The organism is Romboutsia maritimum (assembly GCF_002251085.2).
Taxonomy (GTDB): Bacteria; Bacillota; Clostridia; order Peptostreptococcales; family Peptostreptococcaceae; genus Romboutsia_B; species Romboutsia_B maritimum.
In genome coordinates this window covers 76,142-99,537 of the sequence record NZ_NOJZ02000002.1, presented here as the reverse complement: position 1 = coordinate 99,537, position 23,396 = coordinate 76,142, and the positions used below count along the sequence as shown (strand labels likewise).

Here is a 23,396-nt window from a genome sequence, read left to right as displayed (position 1 = left end):
TACTCTTTTTATTAGCTTCGTTCTTCAATTTTTTTGCTAAGTCTTCCCAACATATTTTTCGAAAAATCTGATATATCTTTTGGAACACACCTAGATTCTGCTAATAAGCAATAAATTTCTATAGCTTTTTTATAATCTCTTTTTCCTGCATACGCTTTAAATGCTTCTTCTGATAAATCTTTTGATACAGTCTTTATTTGTTCATATCTTCTTTTCAAAATAGCATCTCCCCTAAAGTGATTTTATAAAATATATTTAAATTCAATGTAAAATATTCATACTCTACATTAAACTTATAAAATCACTTAAGGAATTGCTTTATTTTATATTTATAACTTCACTTTTTATTGAACTTCGTCCATTATAATTTGCAATTACATATATATCTAAATTTATGTCTGGACCTTTAGTATCTATAGTAACATTATTAGTATTTAAGTTATCTTTGTATAATCTAAATTCTTCTTTAATATCAGTATTATCTTTTATATATACACTATATGTGTAATTTGGATTATTCATCAATCCCCAAGTAGCTTCAACAGTATTATTTTCCTTATTTATAGTTCCTGATAAATTTTCTACTTTTTCATTCTCTATAGGACTTGGATCATATTTTATACTTTGAGTATTACTTTGTTTAGTATTTCCTACAGTAGTTTTTCCCACTACATATATATCTAAATCTTGATTTTGATTATTTGTTAAATCAATTTCTAAAGTGGTTGTAACTTTTTTATCACTTCCTACTTCACTTTCTTTTATATTAATAGATTTAACCATCTTAAACTCAGATTCATTTAATGTGTTATTTCGTAAATATATATCATAATTAAACACGTCTTTAAAATAATCCCATGTCAATTTAACTATCATCTTATTATCTACTACTTCATAAGTAAGATTTAAGTTTTCTATACTTTTATTAGTTATAGATTCTTTGACTACATTTATAGTTATTATCTTAGATTTATTTCCACAGATAATTTTAACCTTTTCTTCTCCTTCTCTAAGTCCTACAACAGTGCCATCACTATCTAGTCTTATAGCTCTTGATACAGGTATTTTAGAACCTAATAGTTCATATGTTATATTTGGATGTTTTAAATTTCTAGGACTTGTTATAATTGAAGGATTTAACTTTTGATTTTGTCCTATTTCAATTTGTAAATTATCACTAATTTCAATCTTAGCAACCTTAGCCCTTATAGTATAACTTATAGATTCTTCTTTATCGCCAGATTTTGCATAAACAGTTGCAGTACCTACACCAACTGCTTTTATTTCATTATTTTCTATTCTTAAAATATTTTCATTAGAACTCTCATAAACAGCTTTATAACTGTCTTCAAATTTTTTATAATCAACTTGTACTGTACTATTAATCTTAGCAGTATCTCCAACATAATTTAAATCATCACTTATATTAAGATTTAAATTTTCTACTTTAGGATCTACAACTTTTATAGTAGCTTTCTTTAATACCCTTGAATTTTTCATTATTCCAATTGATGAAAATCCTTCTTTTAATGCCGTCATTTTATTTCCTTCTATTTTTAAAGTTTCTGTATTATCTAAAACCTTAAATCTTATATTTGGTTCTTTTGCATAAGATGGAATAGTAATATAGTCACCAATAGATAATTCTAAAGTATCATTTAATTTAACTACATACTTATCTATATCCTTTATATATTCCCCGTCTACTATCTGTATTTCTACACCTTTTACCATTGGTCTTAGGACTCCAAATTTAAAAAGATAATATTGAGCTATAATTAATAGAGGAATAGATATGACTATAGCTAAATTTCTATAGTTTTTATCTTTAATAAGTCTCATTTATCCACTTCCTTTTAATCTTTTTCATATAACTGTTATTTGTTATCCTAAAATTATTTCTTAAGTTTATTATATTTAAATATTTTTTATTATAAAATTTATACGACTAAAAAGACAGATTATATTAATTTAACTTTTTCTTAATTATAAACCATAAAATTGAAATTTAAAACCTATATCAATGTTAAATTAATTTTAAACATGTATCTTTATATATATTATATACATTTTAGTTCATATTTTTATTTACAAATATAGCTTAATAAATATTAACACGTTAATACACTTTTTCAATAAAAATACACTTTATATCTTAAATTTGATATTTATATAAAATCTGGTCAATAATATATCAGTAAATACGATCTTATTTTAGAGGTGAACATATGGATAATGTAAAAAAAATTTTCTTAGATGAAATACCAAATTTTAAAGAATACTCTTTAAAATTTATAAACAACGAAGTTTCTAAGATGGAGTATAAGGGCTTTTCTGGTGGATATGGTGTCTATGCCCAAAGAGACAAAAATTTATTTGTGATACGTTTAAGATTCTCTTGTGGTGTATTGTCTAGAGCTCAACTACATATCATACATCAAATGGCAAGTAAACATAAGCTAAATAAAATCCATTTAACAACTAGACAAGCCATTCAACTACATAATCTTAATGTAGATGATTTATGTAATATAATGGAAGAAGGTATACATAAAGATATATTCACTCGTGGTAGTGGTGGAAATTTTCCTAGAAACGTAGGTTTATCTCCATTATCAGGCGTCGACCCATATGAAGCTTTTGATGTTGCTCCATATGCAATTGCTACTGACAAATATTTCATAAGTAAAATTCCAACTTATCACTTGCCTAGAAAATTAAAAGTTTCTTATTCTAGTTCCAATAAAGATACTGCTCATTGTACTATTCAGGATTTAGGATTTGTTGCAACTATAAGAAATAATGAACCTTATTTTAGAGTATTTCTAGGTGGAGGTTTAGGTAAAAATCCAGCTGTATCTTTAGAACTTGATGAGCTTATAAAACCTTGTGATGTATTATATTATGTTGAGGGTATGACTAAGTTATTTATAACTGAAGGTAATTATGAAAATAAAAATAAGGCAAGAATAAGATATATAGTTGAAAAACTAGGAAAAGATATGTTCCTAAAAAAATTCAAAGAATTTGTTCAAATTGAAAAAGAAAAAGGAGGACTTGATTTACATCCTGAAGCAATAGATTATTCTAAGCCAGGAATAAAAATAAATATATCTGATCCTAGATTAATTAAGCAAAAACAAGAAGGTCTATATAGCGTTTATATACATCCAATAGGTGGTCAATTATTAATTAAAGATTTAAAAATTTTATTGTATGAATTAGATAAGGTGAAAAATCCTATGATTAGATTAGCTATGACAGAAGGATTATATATACTAAACTTAGATGGAAATGAAGCTAAAAAAATATTAGAAGTTAGTAATTCAATAAGTGGAAATACTAGTCTAGAAAAAAGTATATCTTGTATAGGTATTCCTATATGCCAAATTGGTATCCAAAATAGCCAAGAAATGCTTCATGAAATAATAGATTATTTTAGAGAAAATTGTAATGGTGACTATACGATTTTAAATGCAATGCCTAGAATTTATATATCTGGATGTTCAAATTCATGTGGAGTTCATCAAATTGGTGCAATTGGTCTTTCAGGAAAAATCAAAAATATTGATGGTAAATCTACAGACGCATTTGAACTACATGTAGGTGGTAGTTTTAATCTTAATGATACTAAATTAGGTTACTCTTTAGGAGATTTTAAATCTAGTGATTTACCTAAAATGCTATTTGAAATTGCAGAGCATGTTGCTAATTCTAATAAACCTTTTTATAATTGGTTAAATGAACATGCTAATGAACTTTCTCAGATAACTTCAAAGTATAAAATATAAAACTATATCCATAATAAATTTTAGTTATTTTGGTTAAAATATTATTACTAGAATTTATCTAATGTAGCCCTAATATAATATCTAGTTATTTTTTCTATATACATGGTAACCCTTTAAAAGTATACATCACCCACTTTATATAGATTCTGAAACTCTTAGCCTCTATATAACTAGTAAATCTCATAGATACTTAGATAAATCTAGATTATAATAAAAAGGAGCTAACTCAAATATTTTATACTTGTGCTTTGCTCCTTTTAAACTTTAATCTAAAATCATATTTGGATTAAATAAAGACATTATTGTCTCATGCTTATTTTACTTTAACATTATATTTTTTTAATAAATTAGTTACTGTTTTACTTTGTTTATCATAAGATAATTTATATTTTAAATCTTCTTTTACTTCATCAAATCCATTATATTTTTCATCAGTCTTTTTAATTATATGATATCCATAATTACTTTCTATTACTTTATCTGCTATTTTTCCGTTTTCTAATTTAAATACAGCATTTTCAAAACTTTCTACCATTTGTCCTTTTCCAAAGAAATTCAAATCGCCTCCATTAGATGCACTAGTATCTTGAGAGTATTCTTTAGCTAAAGTAGCAAAGTCTTCACCACTTTGAGCTCTTTTTAATATTTTTTCAGCTTGCTCTTTATTTTTTTTCTTTTGATTATCACTTACTGCTTTCCCTTGATCATCAATATTTTTTATTAATATATGAGATGCTCTTACTTGTAAGAATTCGTCTTTATTTTTATCATAATAATTTTTAGCTTCTTTATCGCTTACCTCAGAAGCTGTTCCTATATACTTAGAAGCTATTAGCTCTTTCTTTAGTTCTTCCTTTATAGATTCTTTTGTAAAATTAAACTTCTTTAAATATTCATCTTCCGTCATTTTAAATTCTTTAGTAATGCTACTCATTGTAGTCTGATAATCTGAGTTTAATTCATCATCAGTTACCGTTACTTTTTCCTTTTGAGCTTCTAAATACAGAGCTTGTGTAGTCGTCATATAATCAATCATTTTAGATTCATATGCACTTACTTCTTCATCAGTCATTGCTTTCTTTCCATTTAAATAAAATAATGGTTCCATTTTTTTCTTAAGTTGTTCACCTGTTATTTTTTCTTCACCTACTGTTGCTATGACTTTACTAGAGTTATAGTGTTTTGAAGTTGCTGGTAATTTTCTTCCAACCTCTTTACCCGATACAAATCCTATTCCTACACATAATACCCCAACTAAAGTAGTTATAAATACTGCTTTCTTATTTTTAATTTTAAATTTATTTCTTTTAGATTTTTCTCTTAATTCTTCTAATTCTTCATCTTTTATTTCACTAGATTCTAAATTTTCTTGTTTAACTACATTATCTTTGAATTGTTCTTGATTATCATTATTTTGATTTTTATCTTCCGACATTATTACCCTCCTAAATTTTCACTTTTGTACTCTCTAATTTATTCTACATCATCACAACTTAATAGCGTGTGAATAAAAAACGAAACTCTTATGAATTTACTATGAATTAAATATTTCTTAAGCTATATCTTATTTCATTTCTTCCATACTTTACCTCACCCAACTTTAACATCTCAACCACTTCATTTTTCTCTTTATGTAAATACTGTGCACAATCATCTAATGACTTAAATACATCTATTACTTCGCCTTTTTTATTTACAAGCTCTATTTTCTTCTTTCCACCTCTTCTAATTATAGACTTATACTTTTCAAAATAAACATCATATTCTTCATCTATACATTCAAATTTATAATGCATTTTTATAGGTTCTATTTTATTATTAGATAATATTTCATCTCTTTTATCTTCTGAAATATTTGCTGTGAAAATTTTATTATTTAACATATTAAACAGTTCTGATGGAGTTTTATTTCCATCTAAATATGAAAATTCATTTTTTTCTATATCATTTAAATTTAATTCTTTACTTAAAAAATTAATTGCTTCACCAAAATAATCCGTATATCTATATTTTAAATTTTCTTTTATGTATCCTAATGGAACTTTTAATTTTTTGCTACATTCTTTATGGGTTTTAAATAACTGTTCTTCTTCTGTATATACATCTATTGCCTTTATACTTTTTTCTCTTATTATTTTAACATGATTTATATACTCTTTATCATCTATTACTTGGTCTAATTCTAGTTCGTCACTTATTATAATTTCTTCTTTGTCTAATTCTTCTTTTTCAACTACCTCTATTACTTCTTTTTTTATTACTTCTTCTTCATTTTCTATATTATACTCTTCTATAACATCATTTTCTTCACCTAAATCTAAAGTGTCAGTTAAAGCTATTTCTTCCTGAGCTTTTGTTTTTTCTAATGATGGATTTCTTTTTATCCGCTTAAATAACTTTTTTAACAATTACTCTTCCTCCTAAAACCTAATTACTAATTTACTTTAACAAGTATTATGTCATATATAATATTACTAAAATATCTAATATTAGTAAATAAAGGTGTATAATAAAATTTAATATTTATTGTATTATTAAAATCTGTATATTAATAAATATAACTTATTAAACCTAAAAACCTTTTTAAAACAAAATAAACTTTATATATATTAGATTTAGTATTTTAGGAAATATTAAAAAGTATAGCAATATATAATTATTTTGTAACAAATTTTTTATTTTTTATATTTTTATAACTTAAAAGTGTCATAAATTGCGTTTTTTTGATATAATATAAAAAATTTCATAAATTCATAATTATAAACTACAGAGGTGAAATCATGACTAAACTTTTAGATGAAGCTAATAAATGCATTATTTGTAAAAATCCTAGATGTCAAAAAAATTGTCCTATAAACACTCCAATTCCAGATATTATCAACTTATATAAAGAAGGTAAGCTAGATGAGGCAGGTAAGATATTATTTGAAAATAATCCCTTATCCGCTGTATGTGCTATAGTTTGCCCTCATGAAAATCAATGCATGGGAAATTGTATAAAAGGTATAAAAGGTGAACCTGTTCATTTTTATCAAATTGAAAAGGAAATTTCTACTAAATATTTAGATAATATTAATATCTCTAAACCTAAAAGTAACGGTGTCAAAGTTGCTATAATAGGTTCTGGGCCAGCTGGTATTACCGTAGCTTTTGAATTAGCTGAAAGAGGATATGATGTTACTATATTTGAAAAAAATGAAAAAATAGGAGGAGTATTAACTTATGGTATTCCTGATTTTAGGTTACCAAGAACTAATATAGATCTTTTACGCAAACGTCTAATAGCTCTTGGTGTAAAGATAAAAATAAATTCCTTAATAGGTCCTGTTGTAACTTTAGATAAGTTATTTGAAGATGGTTATAAATCTATTTTCATAGGTACAGGAGTATGGAATCCTAGAAAATTAAATATAAACGGAGAAACACTTGGTCATGTTCACTATGCCATAAATTATTTAAGAACTCCTAATAGCTATGACTTAGGAGACAAAGTTATAGTTATAGGCGCTGGTAACGTTGCTATGGACGCTGCTAGAAGTGCTAAATATTATGGTTCAAAAGAAGTTCATGTGGCTTATAGACGTGATTTTGAAGATATGACTGCTACTAAACATGAAATTCAAGAAGCTAAATCCGAAGGAGTTTTATTTGATACATTTAAGTCTCCTGTAGAAATAGTTGATGGAGGAATAATTTTAGAAGACACAAAAAAAGTTATAGCTGAGGATGGTTCTACTTCTCTAATAGCTGTAGAAGGTAGTCAAAAACTATATAAATGTGATTCTGTTTTAATAGCAGTAAGCCAAGTTGCTAGAAATACTATAGTTATTAATAACAAAGGATTAGATACAAAAAATAGTGGATTACTTTTAACTGATGAAAAAGGTCAAACTACTCGTGAAGGAGTATTTGCTTGTGGAGATGTTGCCCACGGTGCTCGTACTGTTATTGAAGCTGTTGTAGCTGCTAAAAGTATCGCTGTATCTATAGATAATTATCTTCAGAAATTTATATAATATATAATTTTCACAATACTATCTGTATTGTATTATAAAAAGGATGTATTAAAAGTATACAAATTATATTTTTAATACATCCTCTTAATTTTTATATTAAGATATTAATTTAATTTTCATCTATGAAAAATCTCTTATACCAAACTAAGAATACATAAATTGTATATATCTTTCTTGCATTATTAGTTTTTCCATTATAATGGTCGTCTAATAAATCTACTATTTTTGTAGTATCAAAGAATTCTTTAGCATAATCACTAGTAAATGATTCTTTTACTATATTATAATATCTTTCTTCTTTAAACCAGAATCTTATAGGTACTGGGAATCCCTTTTTTTGTCTTTTAGCCCAAGCCTCTGGTAACTTTCTTTTTGCTGCTTCTCTTAAAGCAAACTTAGTATTTTCATCATTTACTTTATATTTTGTAGGAACAGATTCTCCTACTTTCATAACTTTTTTATCCAAGAAAGGAACCCTTAATTCTATAGAATGAGCCATACTCATTCTGTCTGCTTTTAATAATATATCTCCTGGTAACCATAATTTTAAGTCTATATATTGTTTTTTAGTTACATCATCTTGATTCTTAACTTTATCATAAATTGGTTTAGTTATTTCTTTTATAGAAGGTGCTTTTATATATGGAGCTTTTAATACATCTTTTGCTTCATCTTCTTCAAATACTAAAGCTTCACCTATAAAATAATCTTCAACTGGACTTCCACCTCTTATTATAGTTGTTCTTCCTTTAAAATGAGGTAGTTTTTTAGCTACACTTGCTGCACTTTTTCTTATAAAATAAGGTAGTTTTTTATATTTTTTAAGTCTTGCATCATCATCATACCATTCATATCCTCCAAATATTTCATCAGCACCTTCTCCTGATAAAACAACTGTTACATGTTCTCTTGCAAGTTCTGCTAAGAAGTATAATGGTACTGAAGATGGATTTGATTGTGGCTCATCCATAAAATATTGTATAGTAGATAATTTATCAAAACATTCTTCAGATGTTATTATCTTTTGTATATTTTGTATACCAAGCATATCTGATAAATCTTTAGCTAAATCTGATTCATTAAACTTTTCCTGTTTAAATCCTACTGAGAATGTCTTTTCTGGCATTAAACAAGATACTATATAGCTAGAGTCAACTCCACCTGATAAAAACGCTCCTAGAGGCACCTCACTATCTCTATGAGCTTCTACAGATTCTTCAACTACTTCTGTTATTTCTTTTATACTTTGTTCTAAAGATATATCTTTTTGATTAAATTCTATATCCCAGTATTTTTTAATTTCTAAATTTCCATTTTTATAAGTTAAATAATGACCTGGATTTAACTTAAATACACCTTTGAAAAAAGTTTCTTCTAATACAGAATATTGGAATGTTAAATATGGTTTTAAAGCATCTTTATTAACTTCTTTTTTAAAGCTAGGATGTTTTAAGAAACTCTTTATCTCAGATCCAAACAATAGCCCTTTTTGTCCATTCTCTTCAACTTGGTAATAATAAAATGGTTTTATTCCAAAATGATCTCTTGCTGCAAATATATTATGAGTTTTTCTATCATAAATTACAAATGCAAACATACCTCTTAGTCTTTTTACCATATCTTCTCCGAATTCTTCAAAGCTATGAACTAAAACTTCACTATCCGTATGAGTTTTAAATATATGACCTTTTTCTATTAACTCTTCTCTTATTTCTTTATAATTGTATATTTCTCCATTGAATACTAAAACTAAACTTTCATCTTCATTATATAAAGGTTGTAATCCATTATTTACATCTATTATACTTAATCGTCTAAATCCTAACGCTACATCTTCATCTATAAATGTACCCTTTTGATTTGGACCTCTATGTATGATAGAGTTCATCATATCATCTAGTACTTTATCTTTATTTGAAATATGATCGGAAAATCCTACAAATCCACACATATTAATTTCCTCCTAATTTGTAATTTTCTACTTTTATCTATAATTGCTTACACTATTATAAAATAATTCGCACACTAACCCATAATACTTATTATAGTACTCATTAAACTGATGTCAATATCTTAATTTTTTTGTATATTTTTTGTAATATATAGTTAGATTATATAATTATTTCAATTCTTGTTCCTTCACCTAATTTACTATCTATGTTTATATCTCCATTATGAGCTATTATTACATCTCTAGCTATTGCCATTCCTAGTCCTGAACCTTTATGAGCCTCACCTGTATTAGTACCTCTGTAATATCTATCAAATATATACTTTAAATCCTCTTTTGCTATACCTTTTCCAAAATCTTCTATTATGATTTTACAACTAATATTTACTTTTATTTTTACATCGATTTTTACTTTATTGTTATTATGTATTATTGCATTATATAAAAGATTATTTATTACTCTTTTTATAAGCATTTCATCCACATTTCTAAAAACTTCATCGTTTTCACATTCAAAATCTATTTCTATATTTTCATACTTAGGTTCATTTAATATATCTATTACACAGTTTTTAACTATATTAACTATATTTTTACTTTTCTTTTCTATATTTGTATATCCATTTTTTAATTTCATAGTTAAATTTAAATCATCAACTAACTCTTTTATATATACAGATTTATTATTAATTATTTGCGAATATTTCTTTATTTCTTCATTGGACAAGTCATAATCTTCACTTATAAGCTCTGAATATCCTTTTATAGATGCTAATGGTGTTTTTATATCATGAGAAACGTTAGCTATCCACTCATTTCTCATAGAATCTAATTTTTTTCGTTCTACTTCATTATCTTTTAACGTTTCTGATAATCCATTTAACTTTCCAAATACTGGTTTATATACTCCATTTTCTTTATAATAATTTTCATATCGACCTTCTGATAGATCATCTACTCCATCTATTATTCTTTTAATTGGTTTAGTTAATGTCTTGCTAAATAAATAACCTATTAGGATTGCTATAATGCTATCTATTATAATAAATGCACCTATAATATTGATAATAAATTCTGATATAAAGCTTGTAGTATATGTAAATATTGTTTTTGATACAGCATACATTGGAAATCCTATGATATAACTATATTGATAGTTGTTCATTTTTTTGTTGGCAAAAAATATAGTAGAACCTTTATCTATACCACCGGAATACTTATAACCATGAATTAATTCAAACGGAGTATGCTTAGTTTTAACCTCATTTGGTTTTTTATAATTGTATATTTCTTTTCCTTCTTCATCTAATATTTGAATCCATAATTTTTCTTCATCTAAAATATTTTTACCTTCATCATTTATATATATTTTATTTATATCATTACTTTTATTTATTAAATATTTTTCAAAATTCCTTGTCATATTTTCTGGATCATTTACATATTCATTTATAGTTTGATTTGAATCATGTTTAATAGAATTAAATATGATTAAACCTAATATTATATTTAAAATTAAAATTATAACTGTAACTGCTGCTACTGATAACACATATCTAAATGTTATTTTCCACTTCATATTTTATTCACCCTTTATAGAAAGTTTATAACCTAATCCTTTTACATTCACTATATACTTAGGTGATGATGGATTATCTTCTATTTTTTCTCTTAACCTTCTAATATGAACCATTATCGTATTATCAAATCCTATAAAATCTTCTCCCCATACTTCATCACAAAACTTTTCTTTACTTATTATTTGATTTTTACGTTTCATCATATAAATAAACATTTTTAATTCTTTAGGCTTTAATTCAAGAACTTCTCCGCTCTTTTTTACTTCCATTCTTTCTTCATCAGCCTCAAAAGGTCCTACTTTAATTATATTAGATTTATCTTCTTTTATTTGCGTATTTATTTGTCTTTGACTTCTTTTTAACTGAATCATTACTCTAAGTGATAATTCCTTTAAGCTAAAAGGCTTTGTAATATAATCATCTGCCCCTAATGCTAAACCTAATACCCTATCTAATTCCTCTCCCTTAGCTGATAAGAAAAGCACTGGTGCATCTGATGTTATTCTTATTTTTTTACATATATCATATCCATTCATATCGGGTAGCATTATATCTAATATAATCAAATCCGGATTTTCTCTTTCAAATATATCTATTCCTTCTTTACCAGTTGAAGCTATAAATATATTTTCAAATCCTTCTTTTGTAAGAACTGTTTTTATTAAATTTAATATTTCTACTTCATCATCTACAACTAAGATTTTACTTTTTTTTATAACATTATTCACCGTATGTCCTCCCATTAAGCAATTCTTATTTAAATTTATTAAATTTCCTTTATTTAGTATATCACAAAAAATACAATTCTATATCATAACAAATATTACAGTTTTATAATTAAACCACAAAAAATTACTGCCTTAATATTAATGCTTTTATACATTAAAACTAAGACAGTATTTATTGTAAATATTTTATTTTTCTTTTAAAAATGATTTTTTCGCTAACATATATAAAGCTATTATTCCTACTATACTTATTATTAAAAATGCTATCCATGCACTTATAGGTGCATTATATCTCACTAATGTTGAACTATACATTCCAAACAAAGGTATATTTACAACTAATCCATTCATAGCTCCTCTCATTTCCATCATATAAGGTACTCCCATCAATACTCCACCTGCTAAAAATGGTACTATTGCATTTTTACTTATTGATGATAAAAATAATCCTACTGACGCTATTAAAAATGATCCTAGTATAACTGTTAAAGTCATTATAATTACCATTTGTAAAACAGTAATATTTGAGTTACTATTTCCAAAATACCAAAGATTTTTTAATAACATGTCTAATTTTTCAAATTTAAATGTTGAAAAAACTTTATATGCCATAACATAAAACATAGATAAATTTATTATACTTGCAGAAATACCTGCTGCTATAAATTTACTTATTACTAATTGTTTTTTACCGTTTTTAGTAGCTTTTATTAAACCATCCATATTTGATGTATATTCAAGAATAAAACTTCCTGAAAACATCATAAACATTGCCAATCCCATTATAGGAGCCATTCCAAAATATTTAAAGAATAAATCTGCATAAGCATCATTTATATTAAATGTGTATATTGAAGCAGATGATAAAAACATTCCTAACAACCAAACTATTATTACTCCAACTTTAAAATTTTTCTTAATTTCTGCTTTTATAACTGATAACATGATTATACCTCCCTCGCATCTTCTAATTCAAAGTAGAACATATATACATCTTCAAATTTAGGTTCTGTATAAGTTGTATTTGTGTACTTAGGCAATGTATCACTTATAACTCTTATTTGTGTGTATTCCATACCACGATTTATATTAACTACTTTATATTTTCTTTGTATTTCATTTATTTCAATTTCATCATTTGTTGTAATTGTATAAACCTTACCCTCCATAGATTCTAATATTTCTTTATGAGTTCCCTTTAATAATAATTTTCCATCTTTTATCATTATTGTCTCTTTTGCTGCTGACTCTATATCCGAAATTATGTGAGTTGAAAGTATTACTATTGTTTCTGTTCCTATATTTGATAAAAGATTTCTAAATCTTGCTCTTTCTTGTGGATCAAGTCCTGCTGTTGGTTCATCTAATATAAGAATTTTAGGGTTATTAATTAATGCTTGAGCAATACCTACTCTTCTTTTCATACCTCCAGAAAACTTAGATACTAATTTATTTCTAACTTCATAAAGTCCTACTAATTTTAAAAGTTCCTCTACTCTTTTTTTAGCTTCATCTTTCTTTAGACCTTTTAAAGCTGCCATATACATTAAGAATTCTTTTGCTTTAAAGTTTTTATAAGCATCAAAATCTTGTGGTAAATAACCAATTAAATCTCTATATTCATCATCCAAAGATTTTATATCTTTTCCATTATATAAAATTTTTCCACTACTAGGAGTTGTTATTGTTGCTAACTGCTTCATAAAAGTTGATTTACCTGCCCCATTTGGTCCTAAAAGTCCATATACACCACTATCTAAATTTAAATTTATATCTTCATTAGCATTTTTATGCTTATATGTTTTTGTTAAATTTTTTATTTCTAAATTATTCATTTTATACCTCCATCATCTTTCTTATAAGTTTTATAGTTTACTTTGTAATTATTTTTTTAAATGTAAAAATATTAAGTGCTATTCCTAATATAAATACTATACCTATCAATAAAATACATACCATCGATATGCTTATACTATTTGAAAATAAAGTTATATCTCCTAAATAGTTTCCTGCTATTTGACTTTGTCTCATAATTATATCTATAAAATTTCCTTGTGCTAATATTCCTAATAACTTACTTGGTAAGAATTTTAAAAGTGTTAATAATTTACCTAATGCTATAAATATTAATATTGCTGATATAGATTGTACTGAGTTTTCAGTTATAAATGAAAACAGTCCTGAGAATACTGATATAGTTATAAGTACTATCATTAATAATCCTATCTCACAAGCTATATATTCATTTATATTTATAGGGTTCACTAACATTGGGATATTAGCTATTCTATATGCTTGTAAATATCCAGTTGTAGGTAACCCATATTGAACTGAGGTTACTAAAAATACTACCATTATATATACTCCATATATAACTATTGGTAATAATATTGATATTAAAAGCTTTGAATTTAATACTTTTTTCTTATTTTTTGATGCTAAAATTATAGGCGATACATTAGATAATTTTTCATCTGTATATAAATTTGAAGAAATAGTAACTATTATAGCTATAATGAGTAATATCGCTATTGCGAAAGTAGCTCTTGATTCAAATACTTGATAAAATATTATATCTTGATAATTTTCCCCATTATCCTTCTTTAGTTTTTCTTTTGCATTATTTATAATTTTATTTGTTGATTTGTCAGTTGCCAAATCACTGTTTTGTTTAGATGTTTCTTTTATTTCAGATACCTTTTTACTTAGTTTATCACTTGCTATTTCTACTCCATCTCTATTGTCTACTACATATTTATTATTTTTTTCATCATAATACTCATTTTGAGTTTCTAGCATTGGTTTTACAAATACAGATTGTAAAAATAAAATACTCATTAGTAATAATGCTATTATTGATGATTTGTTTTTTATAATCTTTTTAATTTCCCATCCTATCATCTTGTTTTCTCCTCTCTCTTGCTTACAAACTTATTATATATTCCTAAATTTACATCATCATAAACTTAACCTTAAATAAACCTTACAATTATAATTGTTTTAAATTTAATAAATTGTAATACAAAAAGCTATCTTAAATTATAACCTTTGTTTAATCTCTAATACTTTGGATTAAATTTAGTTATGATTTTTAAGATAGCTTATTTAAACTCATTACTTTATGTTTTTATATCAATTACTTCTTATTAAGTTTTGCTAATGCTTCAGCAAAAGGATTATTAAATACTTCTTGATTCTTATTTTGATTTTTTAAAAATTTATTTACATCTTTTTTAGATGCCTTTTTCTTCTCTTCTTGTTTTCTTTTATTAAATGAAGATAATTTTTCTCTATATCCACAAGGACAAGTAAATATTTTTCCCTCGCCTTCACCACGAAGTTCTAATTTTTTATGACAATTAGGACATCTAGAATTTGTAACCTGAGATATAGTTTTTCTAGTGTTACATTCCCTATCTTCACAAACTAACATTTTTCCTTTTTTTCCGTTAACTTCTAACATAAACTTTCCACATTCTGGACATCTATTTTTTGTTAAGTTTTCATGTTTAAATTTACTATCACTATTTTTAACTTCATTAACTACAGATTTAGAATAATCTTTCATATCATTTATAAATGCACTTTTATTTAACTTTCCTTTTGATATATCTAAAAGCTTCTTCTCCCATGTAGCTGTAAGCTCAGGAGTTTTTAAATCTACTGGTACTAAATCTAACAATTGTCTTCCTTTAGAAGTTATATATATATCTTTGCCCTTCTTTTCTATTAAGAATGAATTAAATAATTTTTCTATTATATCAGCTCTCGTAGCAACAGTTCCTAATCCATTTTTCTCCATAGCTGTAAGAAGTGTACCTTCATTTAAGTACGATGGCGGATTAGTTTTTCCAGCATTAACTTTTACTTTAGTTACTTTAAGAACATCTTTTTCTTTAACCATAGGCATACTTTCATATGTCTCTTCATCCTCTAAGTCTTTATATGTTTCTTTCCATCCTAAGCTTACTATCTTATTACCTTTAGCAGTAAAGTCTTCATCTTCTATTTTTGCTTTTACCATAGTTTGTGTATATTCAAACGGAGGACATAATACACTTAAAAATCTTTTTACAACTAAATCATATATTCTTCTTTCTTTTTCACTTAAGTCTCCTAAGAATACTTTTTCTTCTGTCGGTATAATAGCATGGTGATCACTTACCTTAGAATTATCTACAAATGATTTATTAGCATTTATCTTTGTCTTTAATAGTTTATTACAAACTTTTGAATAGTCACTAACATTTACAGCTTTTATTCTGTCTTTTAAAGTTTCTACTATATCACTAGTTAAATATCTTGAATCTGTTCTAGGATATGTAAGTACTTTATGATGTTCGTATAGTTTTTGCATTATAGATAAAGTCTCTTTTGCTGAATATCCAAATATTTTATTAGCATCTCTTTGCAATTCCGTTAAATCATAAAGTGCTGGAGAATATTTTTTCTTATCAGACTTAATTACTTCAACTACTTCTATATCTTTATTTTGAATTTTATTTGATATTTCTTCTATTTTTTCTTTGTTAAAGCTAGATGTTGAATTATTTTTTTTATCGTGCCATGTGAATTTCAAATCACTATTTCCTTTTATAGCATCTATTTGTATCCCATAATAATCTTTTGGCTTAAAGTTTCTAATTTCTTCTTCTCTTTTTAAAATCATTCCTACTGTTGGAGTTTGAACCCTTCCGCAAGAAAGTTGTGCATTATGCTTAGTTGTTAATGCACGAGTTGCATTTATTCCTACTATCCAGTCAGCTTCTGCTCTTGCTATCGCTGAATAATATAAATTATCATATTCTTTTCCTTCTTTTAATTTACTAAATCCTTCTTTTATTGCTTTGTCTGTACTTGAAGAAATCCAAAGACGTTTTAATGGTTTCTTTATATGTGATTTTTCTATTATCCATCTTGCAACAAGTTCGCCTTCACGACCAGCATCAGTAGCTATTACAACTTCAGTTACATCTTCTCTATTTAATAATGTTTTAACTGTATTAAATTGTTTTGAACTCTTTTTTATAACTACCGTTTTTAAATATTTAGGAAGTATTGGTAAATCATCCATATTCCAAGCTTTATATTTTTGGTCATAACTCTCTGGATCAGCTAGCGTCACTAAATGTCCCAAAGCCCATGTAACTATATATTTGCTTCCTTCTATATATCCATTTTTATCATTTTTACATTCTAATACTCTAGCTATATCTCTACCTACAGAAGGTTTCTCAGCTAGTACTAATATTTTACTCATATAAATACCTTTCTTTTTACTTAATTTTTTTTATTAATTTAATTTTATTTAAATATCTAAATTCTATTAATTTAAGTAATTTTTTTAATTATAATGCAATAATATATCATAATAATACCTCTTTTATATTTTATTATCAACAAAAATTCAATTGTATTATAACTCATTTTACTATTTTATTATTTGTTAAATTGTTAAATAAATCCACTTATATTTTTATTATTTATTATAATGTAATGATAGTTTTTTTAATTATTTCAATTTTTTGTTGACAATAAAAAAAACTTTGTATATGATTAATTATAAATAATGCTATAACAAATCAATATCCGTTGAAGCTTTATAGAAGAGTTGCCTATTTAGGCACGCCGAAGGAGTAACACTCTCAGGAACTTTTATAAAAAAGTAAGACTGTAAAGCTGAGGAAACTCTGGAGAGACCCATTAATGGGCGCCGAAGGGGCAAGGCAGTAACAACACGCTCAATCTCTCAGGCAAAAGGACAGGGATACAGACTATAATTTTAGGTACTTTTTGTACTTTTCTTTGTAGTGTATTAGTGTATAATCCAGGGTGTATCATTAAATAACTTTTGTAAATTTAGTTATTTAAAGGTATACCTTTTTTATTTCACTAAGCCATAATTAATATATTTTATTAAAATTCCTGTCAATTGATTCATTTAAAACTCTATTGATTTAGTAATGCATAAAAAATAATAAGGAGTGTTTTTTTATGAATTTAATTGATATCTTAGACAAAATTGACAAATTTATTTGGGGACCACCCCTATTAGTATTACTAGTTGGTACTGGTATACTATTTTCGCTAAAGCTTGGTTTTTTACAACTTTCTAAATTGCCTCGTGCACTTAAATTAATTTTCAAAGCTGAAAACTCAGGAAATGGTGATATATCTAGCTTTGGAGCATTATGTACTGCTCTTGCTGCTACTGTTGGTACTGGTAATATAGTAGGTGTTGCTACTGCTTTAAAAGCGGGTGGACCTGGTGCTTTATTTTGGATGTGGGTTGCTGCATTCTTTGGTATGGCAACAAAATACGCAGAAGGTGTTCTAGCTATAAAATACAGAGTTAAAGATAAAAATGGTCAAATATCTGGAGGGCCAATGTATTATATCTTAAATGGTATGGGTGAAAAATTTAGACCTCTTGCAATATTTTTTGCTGTAAGTGGTATATTAGTAGCTCTTTTAGGAATAGGAACTTTTACTCAAGTTAACTCTATAACAGATTCTATAAATGCAAGTTTTGGTATAAATCCCAAAATAACAGGTGTTGTTTTAGCATTACTTGTTGCTTTAGTTGTATTTGGAGGTCTTAAAAGTATATCTAATGTTGCAACTAAAGTAGTTCCAGCTATGTCAATAATTTATATAGGAGTTTGCTTATTAATTGTAGTTGCTTACTTTAAAGAAATTCCTACAACTTTTGTATTAATAGTAAAAAGTGCATTTACTCCTACAGCTGCTATGGGTGGTTTCTTAGGTTCTACAGTTTCTATGGCAATTAGAAATGGTATAGCTCGTGGTGTATTCTCAAATGAATCTGGTCTAGGTAGTGCACCAATTGCAGCTGCTGCTGCCAAAACACAGTGGCCAGCTGAGCAAGGTCTTATATCTATGACAGGTACATTTATAGATAGTTTAATTATATGTACTCTTACTGGTTTTTCACTTGTACTTTCTGGAGTATGGCAATCTGATTTAAACGGTGCTTTAATGACTCAAGCTGCATTTAAATCTGTTCTTCCAGGAGTTGGTCCTTTATTTTTAACTCTTAGCTTAAGTTTATTTGCTTTTACAACTATACTTGGTTGGAGTTATTATGGAGAAAGATGTTTTGAATTCTTATTTGGTGTTAAGGGCCTTAATGGTTATAGAGCTCTATTTGTAGCTATGGTTTTACTTGGAGCTTTCTTAAAATTGGAAATGGTTTGGATTATTGCAGATATAGTAAATGGTCTTATGGCTATCCCAAATTTAATAGCTTTAATTGCTTTATCTTCTGTAGTAGCTTCTGAAACTAAACTATATATGGATTATTTAGACTCAAAAGAATCTAAAAAAGATTTAACTTCAAATATTATATAAAAAAAACTTTGTGATTAACCTATACTTTTCTAGGTTATTTCACAAAGTTTTTTTATTTTATTTTTTATATAGAACCAAATTCTAGTTGAACTTTGAATAAATCTCCATCTATTTGGATATCGAATTTCCCACCTTGTATTTTTACTAAGTCTCTTGAAATAGCTAGCCCTAATCCACTACCTTCTGTATTTCTTGATTCATCTGCTCTTTTGAATCTTTCCACTATTTCTTCTGGATTAAAGTTTAATTCATATGAAGAAATATTTTTCATAGTTAAATTAACATTATTATCCTCTTTATAAAGGTCAATATAAACTCTTGTGTTACTTAATGAGTATTTTGCTATATTTGATAATAAATTTTCAAGTACTCTATATAGTCTTTTTCCATCAGCATTTATATATACTTTATCTTCTGGCATATTTAATTTTATGTCTAATTTAGCGTTTGATAATTTTTCTTCCATTTCTCCAATACTTTGTATTAGTAATTGATTTAAATCTATATTTTCCATATTAAGTTCTAAATTTCCACTACTTGCTTTGCTTGCTTCAAATAAATCTTCTATTAATGTTTTTAGTCTTTTTGATTTTGAGTCTAATACATTTACATAATCTCTTATATGCTCTGGCTCTATATTATCTTCTTTTTTTATTAAATCAACATAGTTAATTATAGATGTTAAAGGAGTTTTTAAATCATGTGAAACATTAGTTATAAGTTCTGATTTCATTCGCTCACTTTTTACTTGTTCTTCTATTGCCTTATCTAATCCATCACCTATATTGTTTATATTTTCTGCTAGAACCGTAAAATTATCATTGTCTATTACAGGTATTTTATAATTTAATTGACCATTCTTTATTTTTTCAGTTCCTTCTATTATATAACTTAGATATGTAAGCTTCTTTATAATATAATACGTAAATACTGATAGTGTTGTAAATGGTATTAAAATAACACTAAAAGGTCCAAATAGACCAAATATAATTGATGCTATATTTAAAATTATACAAACTGCTCCTATAACAAATATTCTCTTTATAAGAGGAACTCTCTTAGTAGCTTTAATTGCATTTTTTGTTTGTTTACTCAATAAGATACCTAATTTCACCGTATAACTAGTTTTTAATATATCTATTTTTTTATCAAATGCTTTAAATTGATTTATTGTTACAAACAAATAACTAAATAATACAAGTGAAATACTTAATAATAAAAATTTATCATCATAAAAATTATCTGCCATAAAAATAATAACAATATATATTGCTATAAAATTCAATTCCATAGGAATTTTATTATATATTTTTAAAAATAACCCATCTTTTTCAATTATATCAACTTTTATTTTTTTATATAAAATCATAGATACAATAAATAAAACTACTGATGTTATAATAACTGCTAAGCCAATTTCAACATATTTAATTTCTCTTTGATAATAATCATATTGCTTTAATATTTTATCGTTCTTTTCTATTTTTTTAGGAAATGATGCATATATTTCTATATCTTTATCTTGGAAAAGTTCTTCTGTATAATACTGCTTTTCATTGTATACTTTATTATCTAATTTCTTTGTAAAAGTAGTATTTTTACTATTTATATCTATATCTAAATAGCCTTTTATATTAGATTTAAACTCTTCTATATTTTTAAATTCTGTATTTGTAAAAATTTCTTTTGTTTTTTCATTTAAAGCTAAAAATTTCATATTTTTAAGAGAATTTAAAGAATCTCTATTGCTTTCTTTAATTTCTTTCATATCATTTTGTTCTTGTCCTTCTTGACCGTCAGCTACATTTAATACTGAATCACTTAATTGATAAATTGTATCTGGCAATAATTCTCCATTAAACATATAACTTTTATAAAAGTCCTTTTCTATTATATGTTTCTCTTTATATGAATCATCAGTTACTATTCTATATATTCCTCTATCTATTAATATAACTGAACAAATCGCTCCAACTATTACTGATATTATTGATAAAATCAAAAAAATAATTTTTAATTTTTTATTTTTCTTCATATATTTCCCCCTCTAAATTTTTTGAATCTTATAACCAATACCCCACACCACCTTTAAGTATCTTGGCTCCTTTGGATTTATTTCTATTTTTTCACGTATCCTTCTTATATGTACTGCTACTGTGTTTTCAACATTAAAGCTTTCCTCTTTCCATACTCTTTCATATATCTCATCTATTGAAAATACTCTACCCTTGTTAGATAATAACAATTTAAGTATTTTATATTCTATCGGAGTTACTCTTATTTTTTCTCCATCTACAATAACTTCTTTTGTAGATGTATTAAGTTCTAATCCCCCACTTTTTAATACATCTTTATCAATATCTTCTTTTTTATAATTACCTAAGTCTACATATCTTCTTAGATTTGATTTTACTCTCGCTATAAGTTCTAATAAATTAAAAGGCTTAGTTATATAGTCATCAGCACCAATGTTTAACCCTATTATTTTATCTGTATCTTCACTTTTCGCTGAAACAAGTATTATAGGTATATTTTTTTCTTCTCTTATCTTTATAGTTGCTTTTATCCCGTCTAACTTTGGCATCATTATATCCATAAGTATTAAATGTATTTCTTTTTCTACTAGGATTTCTAATGCCTTCATTCCATCATAAGCTTTACATATATTAAATCCTTCATTTTTAAGATATATTTCTATTGAATCAACTATTTCCTTATCATCATCAACAACCAATATATTATACATACTCACTTTCCTTCCCAATTAATAAATTTTTCCTTTTACCCACTATCTGATATTTTATTTTTTTCTATAAATATATTATACAATAATTTCACATCCTTTTCTTTTAAGTGAATATATTATACATATATATTAATTGCTAAATCTTACAAACTATTAGATGTAAATCTTACGAATTTCTTACAAGTAAAAATATTTAATTAGACATTCCCATGAACATTCCTATTACATATGGTATTAACCATATAAACCATACTGTTATACTAAATTTATGGAATGTTGCTTTTTTATCTTTGTCATTTTTGTATAATACCCATGTTGCCCATGCTGCATGAAATAACATTAATACTATTGCTAAAAATCCTGTTACACCATGTATCATTTGACTTGTATAATTCATCATGTCTATTCCTGATTTTGCTATTTGACCCATCGTTAATGTTCCTACTGTGTCACACAATAATCCTAACCAGAAAATTATAACGTGCTTTTTACTAAGGCTTTTTGCTCTTCTTTCTCCAAACACACCTATTGTATAAAATACTAAAGCTAATGTTATTGCTATTATCGCTAAAATTAATTTTAAGTCCATTTTTATTTATTCTCCTTTATTTTATTTCTGATTTTCAATAAATTTTTTCTTACTTCGGTTATTTCTTCATCTGTAAAATTTTCAAATATTTTATCAAAACTTTCATTTATTTTATTTCTAAATTCTTTTGCAAAATCTAAACCTTTATCTGAAAAGGCTACATATGTATTTCTTTTATCTTTTTCATATTTTACTTTTTTTACATATCCAGCACTTTCTAATCTTTGAACTATTCCTGATATTGTTCCTTTTGCTAAAGACATTTCCTCACATAACTCAGATATATTTACTTCTCCTTTATGTGCTATTAACTTAATAATCATTATCTGCTGATGAGTTAGTCCACTATCTTTTAAACTTGTACTAACTATTTCCATTGTACTTGAATATATTTCTTTTATAAGCATTGCTATTTCAAACGAATCATATTTCATGTATTTTACCTCCATTAAAGTAATGTATCATATAAGTTCGCATGCGAACTTTTCAGATTATGAACATTATTTTAAATGCTTTATTAGTATTTGTCAATAATCAATTTTAGGTAAATGAGCATAAAAAAAGATTGTTCAGGTAAAAAGCTAAATTTAGTTTTTTACTTTAAACAATCTTTTTTTAATGATA

The 23,396-nt window shown here is 25.7% G+C and carries 18 protein-coding genes and 1 riboswitch; of the genes, 3 read left to right on the top strand and 15 right to left on the bottom strand.

Annotated features, from left to right (window positions below; genetic code table 11):
• Positions 1-11 precede the first annotated feature (11 nt).
• Both CHF27_RS02690 and CHF27_RS02685 read right to left on the bottom strand, forming a co-directional pair.
• Positions 12-218 (bottom strand): hypothetical protein, encoded by a 207-nt coding sequence (locus tag CHF27_RS02690; RefSeq protein WP_095405953.1) that lies wholly within the window; start codon positions 216-218, stop codon positions 12-14.
• A 100-nt stretch (positions 219-318) separates the two neighbouring features.
• Complete coding sequence (locus CHF27_RS02685; protein ID WP_095405952.1) at positions 319-1,842, bottom strand: hypothetical protein; 1,524 nt, start codon at positions 1,840-1,842, stop codon at positions 319-321.
• A 386-nt stretch (positions 1,843-2,228) separates the two neighbouring features.
• On the opposite strand from CHF27_RS02685, the gene CHF27_RS02680 reads away from it, so the two are divergent.
• A complete protein-coding gene (locus CHF27_RS02680; RefSeq protein ID WP_095405951.1) occupies positions 2,229-3,791 on the top strand; it encodes a nitrite/sulfite reductase in 1,563 nt (520 codons plus the stop codon).
• Between the two features lie 313 nt (positions 3,792-4,104).
• Here CHF27_RS02680 and CHF27_RS02675 read toward each other — a convergent pair whose 3' ends face one another.
• Positions 4,105-5,226, bottom strand: coding sequence for a peptidylprolyl isomerase (locus CHF27_RS02675; protein WP_095405950.1), 1,122 nt, complete (start codon positions 5,224-5,226; stop codon positions 4,105-4,107).
• A 106-nt stretch (positions 5,227-5,332) separates the two neighbouring features.
• The gene (locus CHF27_RS02670; protein ID WP_095405949.1) at positions 5,333-6,199 is read right to left on the bottom strand and encodes a hypothetical protein; all 867 of its coding nucleotides are present in this window, start codon (positions 6,197-6,199) and stop codon (positions 5,333-5,335) included.
• Positions 6,200-6,571: 372 nt separating this feature from the next.
• On the opposite strand from CHF27_RS02670, the gene CHF27_RS02665 reads away from it, so the two are divergent.
• Positions 6,572-7,807, top strand: coding sequence for an NAD(P)-dependent oxidoreductase (locus CHF27_RS02665; protein WP_095405948.1), 1,236 nt, complete (start codon positions 6,572-6,574; stop codon positions 7,805-7,807).
• A 109-nt stretch (positions 7,808-7,916) separates the two neighbouring features.
• Here CHF27_RS02665 and asnB read toward each other — a convergent pair whose 3' ends face one another.
• The 7 genes from asnB to CHF27_RS02630 form a co-directional block, all read right to left on the bottom strand.
• Positions 7,917-9,758 (bottom strand): asparagine synthase (glutamine-hydrolyzing), encoded by a 1,842-nt coding sequence (asnB, locus tag CHF27_RS02660; protein WP_095405947.1) that lies wholly within the window; start codon positions 9,756-9,758, stop codon positions 7,917-7,919.
• 160 nt (positions 9,759-9,918) lie between these two features.
• On the bottom strand, positions 9,919-11,337 hold the full coding sequence (locus CHF27_RS02655; protein WP_095405946.1) for a sensor histidine kinase: 1,419 nt from the start codon (positions 11,335-11,337) through the stop codon (positions 9,919-9,921).
• Between the two features lie 3 nt (positions 11,338-11,340).
• Entirely contained in the window at positions 11,341-12,066 is a 726-nt protein-coding gene (locus CHF27_RS02650) for a response regulator transcription factor (RefSeq protein ID WP_243444926.1), read from the bottom strand.
• A gap of 186 nt (positions 12,067-12,252) precedes the next feature.
• A complete protein-coding gene (locus tag CHF27_RS02645) occupies positions 12,253-13,011 on the bottom strand; it encodes a hypothetical protein (RefSeq protein ID WP_095405944.1) in 759 nt (252 codons plus the stop codon).
• 2 nt (positions 13,012-13,013) lie between these two features.
• The gene (locus CHF27_RS02640) at positions 13,014-13,901 is read right to left on the bottom strand and encodes an ABC transporter ATP-binding protein (RefSeq protein ID WP_095405943.1); all 888 of its coding nucleotides are present in this window, start codon (positions 13,899-13,901) and stop codon (positions 13,014-13,016) included.
• Positions 13,902-13,938: 37 nt separating this feature from the next.
• Positions 13,939-14,967 carry a hypothetical protein gene (locus CHF27_RS02635; RefSeq protein ID WP_095405942.1) on the bottom strand — a complete coding sequence of 343 codons (1,029 nt, stop codon included), beginning with the start codon at positions 14,965-14,967 and terminating at the stop codon, positions 13,939-13,941.
• A gap of 235 nt (positions 14,968-15,202) precedes the next feature.
• Positions 15,203-17,326: a DNA topoisomerase III gene (locus CHF27_RS02630; protein ID WP_095405941.1), complete on the bottom strand. Its 2,124-nt coding sequence runs from the start codon at positions 17,324-17,326 to the stop codon at positions 15,203-15,205.
• Between the two features lie 420 nt (positions 17,327-17,746).
• Positions 17,747-17,841, top strand: a riboswitch (glycine riboswitch).
• 219 nt (positions 17,842-18,060) lie between these two features.
• Between CHF27_RS02630 and CHF27_RS02625 the strand changes: the two genes are divergently transcribed.
• On the top strand, positions 18,061-19,437 hold the full coding sequence (locus tag CHF27_RS02625; RefSeq protein ID WP_095405940.1) for an alanine/glycine:cation symporter family protein: 1,377 nt from the start codon (positions 18,061-18,063) through the stop codon (positions 19,435-19,437).
• 64 nt (positions 19,438-19,501) lie between these two features.
• On the opposite strand, the gene CHF27_RS02620 is transcribed toward CHF27_RS02625, so the two are convergent.
• From CHF27_RS02620 to CHF27_RS02605, 4 genes are all read right to left on the bottom strand, one after another.
• Positions 19,502-21,472, bottom strand: coding sequence for a HAMP domain-containing sensor histidine kinase (locus CHF27_RS02620; protein ID WP_095405939.1), 1,971 nt, complete (start codon positions 21,470-21,472; stop codon positions 19,502-19,504).
• 12 nt (positions 21,473-21,484) lie between these two features.
• Positions 21,485-22,183, bottom strand: coding sequence for a response regulator transcription factor (locus tag CHF27_RS02615; protein WP_095405938.1), 699 nt, complete (start codon positions 22,181-22,183; stop codon positions 21,485-21,487).
• Positions 22,184-22,376: 193 nt separating this feature from the next.
• Complete coding sequence (locus tag CHF27_RS02610; protein ID WP_095405937.1) at positions 22,377-22,772, bottom strand: HsmA family protein; 396 nt, start codon at positions 22,770-22,772, stop codon at positions 22,377-22,379.
• Between the two features lie 2 nt (positions 22,773-22,774).
• Positions 22,775-23,206, bottom strand: a complete 432-nt coding sequence (locus tag CHF27_RS02605; protein ID WP_095405936.1) for a MarR family winged helix-turn-helix transcriptional regulator — start codon at positions 23,204-23,206, stop codon at positions 22,775-22,777.
• Positions 23,207-23,396: the final 190 nt, after the last annotated feature.